The 11,569-nt window shown below is 71.5% G+C and carries 12 protein-coding genes; 4 read left to right on the forward strand and 8 right to left on the reverse strand.

All coding sequences use genetic code 11. From position 1 onward, the window contains the following. The first annotated feature begins 4 nt into the window (after positions 1 to 4). Positions 5 to 994, forward strand: coding sequence for a GNAT family N-acetyltransferase (locus tag FDA94_RS32965; RefSeq protein ID WP_246060280.1), 990 nt, complete (start codon positions 5 to 7; stop codon positions 992 to 994). After that, positions 991 to 2,067, forward strand: coding sequence for a GNAT family N-acetyltransferase (locus FDA94_RS32970; RefSeq protein WP_137250985.1), 1,077 nt, complete (start codon positions 991 to 993; stop codon positions 2,065 to 2,067). Before FDA94_RS32965 ends, FDA94_RS32970 begins: the two co-directional genes overlap by 4 nt. Here the strand turns inward: FDA94_RS32970 and FDA94_RS32975 are convergent. The 7 genes from FDA94_RS32975 to FDA94_RS33005 form a co-directional block, all read right to left on the reverse strand. Then, on the reverse strand, positions 2,045 to 3,301 hold the full coding sequence (locus FDA94_RS32975) for an LVIVD repeat-containing protein (protein WP_170991232.1): 1,257 nt from the start codon (positions 3,299 to 3,301) through the stop codon (positions 2,045 to 2,047). The genes FDA94_RS32970 and FDA94_RS32975 overlap by 23 nt on opposite strands. Positions 3,302 to 3,407: 106 nt before the next feature. Beyond that, the gene (mshC, locus tag FDA94_RS32980; protein ID WP_137250987.1) at positions 3,408 to 4,613 is read right to left on the reverse strand and encodes a cysteine--1-D-myo-inosityl 2-amino-2-deoxy-alpha-D-glucopyranoside ligase; all 1,206 of its coding nucleotides are present in this window, start codon (positions 4,611 to 4,613) and stop codon (positions 3,408 to 3,410) included. Between the two features lie 9 nt (positions 4,614 to 4,622). Then, the gene (locus FDA94_RS32985) at positions 4,623 to 5,363 is read right to left on the reverse strand and encodes an NRDE family protein (protein WP_246060281.1); all 741 of its coding nucleotides are present in this window, start codon (positions 5,361 to 5,363) and stop codon (positions 4,623 to 4,625) included. A gap of 104 nt (positions 5,364 to 5,467) precedes the next feature. Further along, positions 5,468 to 6,214, reverse strand: coding sequence for an SCO1664 family protein (locus FDA94_RS32990; RefSeq protein ID WP_137250989.1), 747 nt, complete (start codon positions 6,212 to 6,214; stop codon positions 5,468 to 5,470). Continuing rightward, complete coding sequence (locus tag FDA94_RS32995) at positions 6,211 to 6,780, reverse strand: DUF3090 domain-containing protein (protein WP_062348601.1); 570 nt, start codon at positions 6,778 to 6,780, stop codon at positions 6,211 to 6,213. Before FDA94_RS32995 ends, FDA94_RS32990 begins: the two co-directional genes overlap by 4 nt. Positions 6,781 to 6,790: 10 nt before the next feature. After that, a complete protein-coding gene (locus tag FDA94_RS33000; RefSeq protein ID WP_137250990.1) occupies positions 6,791 to 7,471 on the reverse strand; it encodes an MSMEG_4193 family putative phosphomutase in 681 nt (226 codons plus the stop codon). Beyond that, positions 7,468 to 8,286 (reverse strand): undecaprenyl-diphosphate phosphatase, encoded by an 819-nt coding sequence (locus tag FDA94_RS33005; RefSeq protein ID WP_137250991.1) that lies wholly within the window; start codon positions 8,284 to 8,286, stop codon positions 7,468 to 7,470. Before FDA94_RS33005 ends, FDA94_RS33000 begins: the two co-directional genes overlap by 4 nt. 43 nt (positions 8,287 to 8,329) lie before the next feature. On the opposite strand from FDA94_RS33005, the gene FDA94_RS33010 reads away from it, so the two are divergent. Beyond that, entirely contained in the window at positions 8,330 to 9,262 is a 933-nt protein-coding gene (locus tag FDA94_RS33010; RefSeq protein WP_137250992.1) for an aldo/keto reductase, read from the forward strand. Between the two features lie 40 nt (positions 9,263 to 9,302). Here the strand turns inward: FDA94_RS33010 and FDA94_RS33015 are convergent, their stop codons facing one another. Then, the gene (locus FDA94_RS33015) at positions 9,303 to 10,316 is read right to left on the reverse strand and encodes a cellulose binding domain-containing protein (RefSeq protein WP_137250993.1); all 1,014 of its coding nucleotides are present in this window, start codon (positions 10,314 to 10,316) and stop codon (positions 9,303 to 9,305) included. 242 nt (positions 10,317 to 10,558) lie between these two features. On the opposite strand from FDA94_RS33015, the gene FDA94_RS33020 reads away from it, so the two are divergent. Beyond that, entirely contained in the window at positions 10,559 to 11,437 is an 879-nt protein-coding gene (locus FDA94_RS33020) for a hypothetical protein (RefSeq protein ID WP_137250994.1), read from the forward strand. Positions 11,438 to 11,569: the final 132 nt, after the last annotated feature.

The raw sequence follows: 11,569 nt of genomic DNA on the forward strand, positions 1-11,569 counted from the left end.
ACAGATGCGCCGGGCCTCCCCCCATCTGGCGAGCCCGTGGCTGGCGCCCGAGTTCGCGCAGGCGGTCAGCCACGTCCGCGACACCGCCAGGGTGGCCGTGATCTGGGAGGACACCGACCTGGCGGGGTTCTTGCCGTTCGAGCCGTGCGGCCCCAGGGCGGCCCGGCCGCTGGCCGCGTGGCTCACCCTCGCGCAGGGTCTGGTGCACCGGCCCGGATTCGAGACCGACGGTTCGGACCTGCTGAAAGGCTGCGGGCTGGACGTCTTCGAGTTCGAATATCTGGTCGGCGGCCAGCCGTGGTTCACCTCGGACGAGAATCGGACGGCGATGCTGCTCGACCTCGAATCCGGATATGACGGATATATCAAATTCTTTCGCGAGACTTCGCCGAAGTCGTACAAGACAATCGCCTACAAGGAGCGCAAGATCCAGCGGGACATCGGCCCGCTGACCTACGAATACGCGTCAAATGATCATTTCGGCGCGCTGCTGCGCTGGAAGTCCGACCAGTATCGCCGCATCGGCCGCGCCGACCGCACGGCGAAACCGTGGGTGGCCGCGCTGATCGAACGCCTGCGCGACGTCCAGACGCCCGAATTCAGCGCCCCGCTGTCGGTTCTGAAGATCGGCGACAGACCGGTCGCCGCGCATTTCGGCCTGGTCAGCGAAGGGGTCATGGCGGGCTGGTTCCCCGCCTACGATCCCGAACTCGGATCGTATTCACCCGGCCTGATCCACCATTTACGCCTGGTCGAGGCCGCCGCCGCCCGGGGATTGCGGCACATCGACACCGGCACCGCCGGAGACTACAAACAGACCATCTGCAACGGCACCCTCCCCCTGTCCGAGGGGGTGGCGCGGCGGCCGGGAGCGGCCTCGGCCCTCCACTGGCTGCGCACCGCGCCCGCGCGGCGGATCAAGCGGACGATCGTCGGCAACCCGCGGTTGCACGCGCTCGCCGACCGGGCGCTGAAGATGCGGGGCCGCGCGTGAGGATCGACGTGGTGCGGCCCTCGGAGCTCTCCGAGGCGCAGATGACCGCGTGGCGGGCGCTGGAGCGCCTCGACGGCCGCCGCCCGAACCCGTTCCTGGCCCCCGAGTACACCCGGGCCGTCGGCGCGGTCCGCGTCGACGCCCACGTGGCCGTGGTCGACGGCGGCCGGGCCTTCTTCCCGTTCGAGCGGCGCGGCGCGGTCGGCCTGCCGATCGGCTCGGTGCTCTCGGACCTTCAGGGCATGGCGGCCGAACCCGGTCTGGAGGTGCCCCCGAGGGAGCTCCTGCGGGCCTGCGACCTCAAGGTCTGGGCCTTCGACCACCTCGACCCGGGCCAGTTCGTACCGAGCCACAAAGCCCTGCACCCCTCCCCGGTCATCGACCTGACCGGCGGCTACGACGTCTACGCCAAGGGGCTGGCCGAGCGGTCGAGCAAGATCTACAAGTCGACCCTGAAGAAGGAGCGGCGGCTGGCCCGCGAGGTCGGCGAGGTCCGGTTCACGCTCGACTCGCCCGACCGCGCGGCCCTGCGCACCCTCCAGCGGTGGAAGTCGGCGCAGTACCGCCGCACCGGCCGCCCCGACCGCTTCGCCGAGCCGTGGGTGGTCGCCGTCACCGAACGCCTGCACGACGTCCGGACCCCCGTGTTCACCGGCACCCTCGGCCTGCTCTACGCCGGCGACACCCTGGTCGCGGGCAACTTCGGGGTCCGCACCGAGACCACGATCATCGCCTGGTTCCCCGTCTACGACCCGGCCTTCGCCTTCTACTCCCCCGGCCTGATCCACCGCCTGCGGCTGTGCCGGGCGGTCGCCGAGGCGGGGGTGACCCTGATGGACCTGGGCCGCGGCGAGAAGGGCTACAAGGACAGCCTCAAGACCGGCGACCAGATGGTCGCCGAGGGCCGTCTGGCCCGCCCCTCGGTCGCGGCGGCCCGCCACTGGCTGGTCCACGAGCCGAGGCGCCGCGCCGTGAACCTGGTGCTCTCCACCCCGGTCCTGTACGGCGCCGCCGACCGCGCGGCCCGATGGGCGGCGGCCAGGCGCGGCACTACTCCTGCGTCTGCGGATTGAGCCCCGGCAGCCGCTTCGCCCCGGCGACCGACGGCTCGGTGAGCTCCAGCACGTCGAGCCCCTGGGTGATGTCGCTGGAGTAGATGTAGCCGTTGTAGAAGTAGGCCGACCACGACCCCCCGAGCGTGCCGGCCGCCAGGGGCGCGCGTTCGAAGGCGGCCACCTCGCGGGCCCCGGCCGGGTCGGTGAAGTCCCAGACCGAGACGCCGCCCTGGTACCAGGCCTGCACCATCAGGTCGCGGCCCTCGACCGGGATGACGTTGCCGTTGTGGGCGACGCAGTTCTCCGTGCCGCCCTGCGTCCTCGGGATCTTGAACAGGCCGAGCGGCCTCATCCGCCGGTCGGGGGTGATCTCGTAGATCGCCGTGCCGCCCTTGTTCCTCGGCACCTTCGAGGTGCACATCGGGGCCGCCCCGCCGCCCAGTTCGTCGCTCAGCACGACCTTGGTCCCGTCGGGGGTGAAGGCCGCCGAGTGCCAGATCGAGAAGTTCTCCCGGTCGGTGACCCGCTGGAGCACCTTCGGGTCGGCCCGGTCGGTGATGTCGAGCAGCAGGCCGTCGCCGTAGCAGGCGGCCACCGCCAGGTTCTTCGCCGGGAGCGCGCTGACGTCGTGGCAGCCGCCGAACCGGCCGGGGTCGCGGTCGGTGAACAGCACGGGGGTGGCCACGACCCGCGCGGCGGCCGGGTCGGCGGCCGGCACCTCGATGACCGAGACGAGCTCGTGGGGCGCCGGGCAGTTGGCCGTGTCGGGGACCGGCCCGGCGGACGAGACGTAGACGTGGTGGACGCCCTCGCCCGGGACGATCGTGTTGGTGTGGGACCCGCACCGGGTGCGGACGGCCGTGACGTAGCGGGGGTTGGCGACGTCGGAGATGTCGAAGATCCGGACGCCCTCGAACTGCGTCGACGACGACGGGTCGCCTGGGCCGCTCGAACAGTCGGGCCCGGCGCGGGGCACGTCGACCGACAGGAACAGCAGGTTCTCGTAGACCGAGATGTCGTTCTGGTCGGCGGGGCAGAGCACCCGGGTCACCACCGTCGGCCGGGTGGGGTCGCCGATGTCGTAGACGGTGAAGCCGCCGTAGTTGCCGGCGAAGGCGTACGTCCCCTGGAAGGCCAGGTCGGTCCCGAACGACTGGGGGGTGTCGAACGGCGCGCCGGGCGGCACGTTGGCGACGTGCCGCAGGCCGGCCGTGATCGTGAACTCAGGGGTGGGGGCGCTCTTCGGCGTCACGGGAGGCGGTGGCGCGGTCGTGCATCCCGCTATCAGGAGGAGACCTACCAATAGCCGCTTCAACCGCGATCCTCACTTTTGGGGCCCTCTTACGGCAGCGTACCGATCAGAGGGTGATCCCGAGCAGTGCGTCGGCGATGTCGCGGACAAGTTCCGGCGCCTTCGGGTCGTCGCCCTCGGCGGCGGCCCAGGCGTCGATCGCGGCCAGCGCGCCGGGGGCGTCGAGGTCGTCGGCGATCCGCTCCCGGACGGTCTCCAGCACGGCGGCGCCCGACGGACCGGCCGGCCGGGCGACGGCCTCGCGCCAGCGGGCGAGCCGGGCGGTCGCCCCGGTCAGGTCGGCGTCGGTCCACTCCCAGTCGGCGCGGTAGTGGTGGCCGAGCAGGGCCAGCCGGATCGCCATCGGGTCGGCATGCTGCCGCAGCTTCGAGACGAACACCAGGTTGCCGCGCGACTTCGACATCTTCTCGCCGTCGAGGCCGACCATGCCGGCGTGGACGTAGGCCTTCGCGAACGGCCACTCGCCGGTCGCCACGTGGCCCTCACAGGCGCCCATCTCGTGGTGGGGGAAGATCAGGTCGCTGCCGCCGCCCGAGACGTCGAAGCCGGGCCCGAGGTTGGCCAGGGCGATCGTGGTGCACTCGACGTGCCACCCGGGACGTCCCGGGCCGAAGGCCGAGGGCCAGGAGGGCTCACCGGGGCGCTCGGCCCGCCAGAGCAGCCAGTCGAGCGGGTCGCGCTTGCCCGGCCGCTCGGGGTCGCCGCCGCGCTCCCCGAACAGGGCCAGCATGGTCTCCTCGTCGTAGCCGGAGACCGCGCCGAACTTGGGCGCGGCGGTGCGGGCGAAGTAGACGTCTCCGTCGATCGTGTACGTCGCCTCGCCCAGCCGCTCGATGAGGGCGGCCACCTGGTCGACGACCTCGGTGACGCCGACGTACTCGGCCGGGGGGAGGATGCGCAGGGCGGTCATGTCGGTGCGGAACAGTTCGATCTGGTCTTCGGCCAGTTCCCGCCAGTCTTGACCGTCGCGCTGGGCGCGCTCCAGCAGCGGGTCGTCGACGTCGGTCGCGTTCTGCGTGTAGTGCACCTCGTGGCCGGCGTCGCGCCAGGCGCGGTTCACCAGGTCGAAGGCCAGGTAGGTGTTCGCATGGCCGAGGTGGGTCGCGTCGTAGGGGGTGATGCCGCAGACGTACATGCGGGCCACCGGGCCGGGCTCCGTGGTCCGGATCTCGCGGGCGGCGGTGTCGTAGAGGCGGAGCGGGTGACCTTGGCCCGGCAGGCTGGGGACGTTCGACGAAGACCACGATTGCATGGTGTGAGCCTATCCGCGTGCCTCGCGCGGGATGTCCACCGGATGCCAGGTGAGGAGATCGTCGGGTGCGGGCAGGAAGTCGTAGCGGACGCCCGATTCGGCCAGCGCGACGAGACTGACCGACAGCGACGTGAACAGGCGGCCGTCGCTCAGCTCGTGGCGGACCAGCAGGGCGGCCGGGTCTTCGTAGGGCAGGCCGTCGCCGGAGGCGAGGCTGAGCCACTCGCCCCAATAGCGTTCGGGGCTCCCACCGTTCGGCCGACCGGGCCGGGGCGCCTTGGCGAAGGCGGGCTGGAAGCGGGCCACCCGGGGGTTCTCGGCGGGGTCGGGCAGGCCGGCGTTGACCACGACGTAGGTGCCGGGGCGCAGCTTCTCCTCGGAGAGCCGGTCGCCCGTCCAGGTCCACAGCCGGACGCCGTCGAGCCCGCCGAGCAGGAGGTGGAAGGGGTCGTAGCGGGTCAGCTCGACCAGGGGCATCTCGCCGCCCGAGGCGGCCAGCAGGGGCAGCTCGCCGCGGGAGGCCCGGTTGGGCGAACTCGTCAGCAGGCCGTGGCCGTTGAGCAGGGCCGCGACGCGCCGCGCGGCGGGGTTGAGGGCCAGCCAGGTGCCGCCCGCCAGCAGGTCACGGCCGCCGACGACGCCCTGATGGTCGGGCCAGTAGGCGGAGGGGGACATCCAGGGGCGGTTGACGAACTCGTCGCGGACCCCGGCCAGCAGGATCGGCGACTCCGCATCGGGGTCGAAGCTCACGATGACCGTACACAATGCCCGTTCCCTCCACTATCGGTAGAGACTCATGCAGAGTGCCGGAAATAGAGTGCTACGTCCAGCTCAGTGAGGCTCCGGGAAAGTAGTTATATCGGGGGCCAGGGGATCGCGGGCCAGTCGCCCGAGGGGTAAGGGTGGATTCCGGTGTCCAGCAGTCTGCGTACCCGGTTCCAGGTCGCCTCCACCTCGGCTGCGGTGAGCAGTTCGCGCAATCTTCGTCCGAGTCGTCCTCTTTCCAGTTCTTGATCGAGATGGACCAGGACGGCCACCGCCTCGCGGGAGAGCGGCCGCCCCTTCCACTGCCACAGAACGGTGCGGAGCTTGGTGTCGACGGAGAAGCAGACGCCGTGGTCGACGCCGTAGACGTGGCCGTCGGGCAGCGGCAGCAGGTGGCCGCCCTTGCGGTCGGCGTTGTTGATCACCGCGTCGAGGACGGCCATGCGGCGCAGGGCGGGCTGGCGGCTGCGCATGACGGCCATCAGGTCGGCGTCGGGGTCGGCGTCGATCCAGAGCTGGACCATGCCGGGGCCGAAGGGGCCGTCGCGGTAGACGGTGGGCGGCACCAGCCGCCAGCCGGTGGCCACCGCCACCTCGTAGGCGGCGACCTCACGGGCGGCGAGGGTGCCGTCGGGGAAGTCCCAGAGCGGGCGTTCGCCCTCCACGGGCTTGTAGACGCAGGCCGCGACCTGCTCGCCCGCGCTGATCGTGCAGTAGAGGGTCATGTTGGTGGCCTCGATCAGGCGGCCGGCGACCTCGAGCCGCCCGCCGCGCAGCAGCCGCATGGCCGCCGCGTCGTCGAGTCTCGTCCCCTCTTCCGCGTTCTCAGCGGTCATGCGGTGAGTCCCCCGGGGTGGTGTCCGTTGAGCCTGACGCAGATGTGACCCTCGGGATCGAGGGGCTGCCCGCACAGCGGGCACGGCGGCCGCCCGGCGGCCACGATGTCGAGCGCGCGGCGGCTGAAGGCGCGCGCGGCGGCGGCGCTGATGCGCACCCGCAGGACGGCGGGCTCGGGCCGGTCGGGATCGCCGAAGATCGGGTCCTCCTCCTCTTCGGCGGTGGCCTCCTGCGCCTCGATGATCACCTGGGCGGTGTCGGGATCCCACGCCAGGGCCATGGTGCCGACCCGGAAGTCCTCTTCGATGGGGGTGTCGAGGGGGCCCTCGTCGGAGACCTCTCCGGGAGCCACGGCCGGGACGGGGGCGCGGCCGCCACTGCGGCGCAGCACCTCGTCGAGCAACTCGTCGAGCCGGTCGGCCAGCACGGCGACCTGGAACTTCTCGAGCGATACCGTCGTAAGGCGCCCCTGCGCCCTCGCCTGAAGGAAGAAGGTTCGCGCGCCCGGTTGCCCAACGGCACCGGCCACGAACCTTTCAGGCGGATCGTAATCGAAGACCGGCATAGCCCCGACCTTACGTGGTCCCGGCTCCGCCGCCGACGGCGGCGTCGCTCCCGGCGATGTTTTCTCCCCCATCTTTGTGCTCCGGAGGCGGCTCCGGAAGCCCGAAATTTCGGGTGTCGTTAAGTCTGCGAAGAAAGGGGCGTATGGGGGTGTATTCGATAACTGTGACCGATCCTGGATCGACGTTGATCCGCTGGAACTGGTCGAGGTGGAGACCCAGCGCGTCGGCCACGATCGCCTTGATCACGTCGCCGTGGGAGCAGACCAGATAGGTCGCCCGCTCCCCCAGCCGGGCGTTCCAGTCGCGGACGGCGGCGACCGCGCGGGCCGAGACGGCGGCCAGGGACTCGCCGCCCGGGAAGACGGCGGCGCTCGGGTGGGCCTGCACGACCCGCCACTCGGGCTCCTTGGCGAGGTCGCCGAGCTTCTTTCCGGTCCAGTCGCCGTAGTCGCACTCGGCGAATCGGTCGTCGATCTGGAGGTTTTCGGCGCTGAAAGGTTCGACGGTCTCGCGGCAGCGCTCCAGCGGGCTGGAGACGACCGCGTCGAACCGCACGTCCTTGAGGCGCTCGGCGGCGTCGGCGGCCTGCTTGCGGCCCCGCTCGTCGAGATGGACGCCCGGCGCGCGCCCGGCCAGGACCGGCCCGGTCAGCGGGGTGAGGCCGTGGCGCAGCAGCAGAAGGGTCGTCATGCCGTGATCACGCCCAGTCCGAGAAGGGTCAGCAGCAGGGTGCCGGCGAACACCCGGTAGATCACGAAGATGTTGACCGAGTTCTTGGCCACCCACTTCAGCAGCCACGCGATCGAGGCGTAGCCGACGACGAAGGACACGATCGTGGCCACCAGGGTGCCGACCAGGGGCGGGCCGCCGCCGTCGCCGACGTGGCGCATCTCGTAGACGCCCGACAGCACCACCGCCGGGATCGACAGCAGGAAGGAGTAGCGGGCCGCCGCCTCGCGCGTGTAGCCGAGGAACATCGCCCCGGTCATCGTGGAGCCCGAGCGCGAGGCGCCGGGGATCAGCGGGAGCATCTGCCACGCGCCGATGATGAGGCCGTCTTTCAGCCCCAGGTCGGACAGCTGCTTGGCCTTCTTCCCGAACTGCTCGGCGCCCAGCAGGATCAGCCCGAACACGATCAGCATGGCCGAGTTGAGCCAGAGGTTGCGCGCCGGTCCCTCGATCGCGTCGGAGAACAGCAGGCCGGCGACCGAGATCGGGATCGTGCCGAGGATGATGTACCACCCCATGCGCGCGTCGAGGTGGTCGCGCAGTTCCCTGTCGGCCAGGCTGCGCAGCCAGACCCCGGTGATCCGCAGGATGTCGCGCCAGAAGAAGATCAGCACCGCCAGCATGGTGCCGAGCTGGATGACTGCGGTGAACGCGGCTCCGGGGTCTTCCCAGCCCGCCAGCTTGGGCACGATGAGCAGGTGCGCCGAGCTGGAGATCGGCAGGAACTCGGTCAGCCCCTGCACGATGCCGAGGACGACCGCCTCAAAGACGTTCACGGTCGGCCAGCTTAGAGCCTCAAACGCGATACTCTGACTCGCAATGGATCAGCGATATGTCGGGCGCAGCGGCCTGTCCGTCTCGCGCATCGGCCTCGGCACCATGACCTGGGCGCGCGACACGTCGGCCGACGAGGCCTCCGCACAGCTCATGACGTTCGCCGACGAGGGCGGCACGCTGGTCGACACCGCCGACGTCTACGCGGGCGGCGACGCCGAGCGGCTGATCGGCCGGCTGGTCAAAGAGGTGGTCCCCAGAGAAGACCTGGTGATCGCCACCAAGGCCGTGCTCACGCCCGGCGGCAAAGACGGCTCCCGACGCCACCTGATCCGCGCCCTCGACGCCTCGCTCGACCGCCTGGGCGTCGACGAGGTCGACTTATGGCAGCTGCACGCCTTCGATCCCGACGTACCGCTGGAGGAGACCCTCCTGGCCGTCGACATCGCGGTCTCGACCGGGCGGGCCGCCTACGCCGGGGTGTGCAACTACGCGGGCTGGCAGGTCGCGGCGGCGGGGGTGCACCAGCGCTCGGCGCCGGGGCGGGCCCCGATCGTGGCCGCGCAGGTCGAATACTCGCTGGTGGCCCGTGAGGCCGAAGACGAGCTGATCCCCGCCGCCGCCCACGTGGGCGCGGGCGTGCTGGCCTGGTCGCCGCTCGGGCGGGGGGTGCTGACCGGCAAGTACCGGACCGGCATCCCGGCCGACTCGCGCGCCGCGACGCCGCATTTCGCCGACTTCATCCAGCCCTATCTCGACGAGCGGTCGCGCCGGATCGTCGAGTCGTGCGTGACCGCCGCCGAGGGCCTGGGCGCCTCGCCGCTGGCGGTGGCGCTGGCCTGGGTCCGCGACCGGCCCGGGGTCGCCTCGGCGATCGTGGGCGCGCGCACCCACGCCCAGCTGCTGGGCGTGCTGCAGTCCGAGACGCTCGTACTCCCCTGGGAGATCCGCGAGGCCCTGGACGACGTGTCGTCGTGACACCTCGCCCAGGGCCTCCCGGGTGAACGCCGCCTGCGGGTCAGGCGCAGGCGGAGCCGTTGACGGTGAAGTCGGCCGGCGCGGGGTTCGCGCCGGTGTGCTCACCGTTGAAACCGATCCACAGGGTCCGGCCGGGCGCGATGTCCTTGTTCCAGTTCATGCCGGTGGCGGTGACCCGCTGACCGCTCTGCGCCCATTCGGCCGACCAGCCCCGCTCCAGCCGCTGCCCGCTCGTGGGGAAGGTGAACGCGAGGTCCCAGTCTTCGATCGGCTCGTCGCCCGTGTTCTTGATCGCGACGTTCGCGCTCATGCCGGTGCCCCAGGATCTGGCCGAGTAGGAGACCTGGCACGACACGCTGGGGGTGCTGGGAGTGAAGACCACCGGCGGCGATTCGTACCCCCAGCTGCCGTCCAGGTACACGGGGCGGACCGTGACGGAGTACTCGGTGCCCGGCGTCAGCCCGGTGAGGGTCGCGGTGGTGCCCGGGACCGTCGTGAGCAGCTGCCCGTTCGAGATGACCTGGTAGGCCGAGGCGGGTGAGCTGTACGAGGGCAGCGTCCACGACAGGCGCACGCTGGTGGGGCTCAGCGGGGCGGCGATCGGGCGGCTCGGCTGCGGCTGCACGATGTCGTTGCTGATGCGCACCTGGGTGACCGGCGACCGGGGGCCGCGCACGCCGTAGCGGTCGACGGCGACCACGTAGACGGGATAGATCCTGGTCCCGATGGGGGTCGGGAGGTTGACCCAGCCCTCGGTGGGCCCCTGGAAGACGGCCCGGATGATCCCGTTGCCGCCGTCGTCCTGGTAGACCTCGTAGCAGGCCACGCCGTGATCGTCGGTCGCCGGCGCCCAGCGCAGGGACGCGCCGTTGAAGAACCACCAGACGACCACCGGTGCGCCCGGCGCGGTCGGCGGGGCGTTGACGGGCGGGTTCGTGGGGATCGGACCGGTCCGGCACACCAGCGGACCGGTGCTCCCGGTGGGCGACGGCGTCGGCGACGGCGCCGGGGCCGCGAGCAGAGCGGCGGTGAGTATCACAGCGGTGATCTGCATGGACCCGATCGTCCGGACCGGCCGGGCACCCCGTCAACGCGCGGGGCGTCGCGGCCCGGCCCGCAGCAGGTGGCCGGTGAAAGGTTCAGAAACCGAACGAGAAATGGTCTCGCGTATCACACCTGGATACCGAAGGGCGACACAGCGCGAAATCCACCCGGCGCTGGGGAGAGACTGGAGCGCGCCAACGGGAGCGGTGCGCCCACAGGGGAGGGGCCCCGCCGGTGACTGGGGAGGGGCACATGAGGATCGGGCGGCGCGCGTCCACCCTCGGCGCCGGCGTTCTCGCGGTGGCCATCGGCGCCGCCCTCCCCTTGGTCATGGCCGAGGCCGCCATGGCCGCCGACTGCGACCGGGGCGGCCTGCTGCCGGGGGTGACCGACACGCTGTGCAAGGTCGTCGACGGCGCGACCGACGTCGTCGACGACGTGACCAAGGGCGGGCTCGGCGACGTCACCGACACGGTCGACAAGGTCGTCGGCGGGGTGACCGGCAGCGACGACTCGAAGTCGTCGTCGGCTCCCGGGCAGAACAAGGACTCCGGCAAGCCGGAGAAGGACCAGGAGAAGGAGTCGTCGACCGGCGTCGAGACCGGGACGAGCGACGGCGGTTCCGTGGACGTCTGCGCGTCCTCCTGCGGCCACAGCCCGGCGCCCACGCTCGACGCCGAGCCGGTGCGGGTGAAGCCCAGCGACCCCGCCGAGTCCACCGAGCCCGCAACGAGCGGCCGGCGCGACGACCGCAGGGAGCGGCGGCCGGAGCCCCGCCCCCAGTTCGTCACCTCGGGCGAGCCGATCACCGCCTCGCCCGAGCCCACGCCCCCGCCGGTCGCCGAGCCCGAGCCGGTCCGCGTCGACGAGGTCGCCCCGCCGCTGCTCTGGCCGGGCCAGCTCATCCCCGAGCTCATGAGCGACACCCGCAAGGTGCCGGTGCGGCCGAGGCAGGCCTACGACCCGGTCGCGACCGGGCTGACGACGCTGCTGCTGGTGTCGGCGGTGCTGGCCGCGCGGGTCGCCTGGCTCAAGCGGGCCAGGAAGGAAGAGCTGGAGGCGATGTGCCCGGAGTCGCTGCCGCTCTCCGGGCTCCCGACGGCGTCGCGACGGCGTCAGCGCATCGCCTAGAACCGGCTAGGGCCTGTTTCGAAGTCGGGTCAGCCAGTCGTTGAGAGCGGCGATCTGGATGGTGGCCTCATAGCGGACGGCGAGTTTGTCGTAGCGAGTGGCAATGGCGCGGTGGCGTTTGAGCCGGTTGAT

The sequence above is a fragment of the Herbidospora galbida genome (assembly GCF_005233835.1).
Lineage (GTDB): Bacteria > Actinomycetota > Actinomycetes > Streptosporangiales > Streptosporangiaceae > Herbidospora > Herbidospora galbida.

Bases quoted from the DNA above. Each gene is read 5' to 3' on its own strand.
- FDA94_RS32965 (WP_246060280.1), top strand. From the start codon at position 5: ATGCGCCGGGCCTCCCCCCATCTGGCGAGCCCGTGGCTGGCGCCCGAG.
- mshC (WP_137250987.1), bottom strand. From the start codon at position 4,613: ATGCAATCGTGGTCTTCGTCGAACGTCCCCAGCCTGCCGGGCCAAGGT.
- FDA94_RS32990 (WP_137250989.1), bottom strand. From the start codon at position 6,214: ATGACCGCTGAGAACGCGGAAGAGGGGACGAGACTCGACGACGCGGCG.
- FDA94_RS32995 (WP_062348601.1), bottom strand. From the start codon at position 6,780: ATGCCGGTCTTCGATTACGATCCGCCTGAAAGGTTCGTGGCCGGTGCC.
- FDA94_RS33000 (WP_137250990.1), bottom strand. From the start codon at position 7,471: ATGACGACCCTTCTGCTGCTGCGCCACGGCCTCACCCCGCTGACCGGG.
- FDA94_RS33010 (WP_137250992.1), top strand. From the start codon at position 8,330: ATGGATCAGCGATATGTCGGGCGCAGCGGCCTGTCCGTCTCGCGCATC.
- FDA94_RS33015 (WP_137250993.1), bottom strand. From the start codon at position 10,316: ATGCAGATCACCGCTGTGATACTCACCGCCGCTCTGCTCGCGGCCCCG.
- FDA94_RS33020 (WP_137250994.1), top strand. From the start codon at position 10,559: ATGAGGATCGGGCGGCGCGCGTCCACCCTCGGCGCCGGCGTTCTCGCG.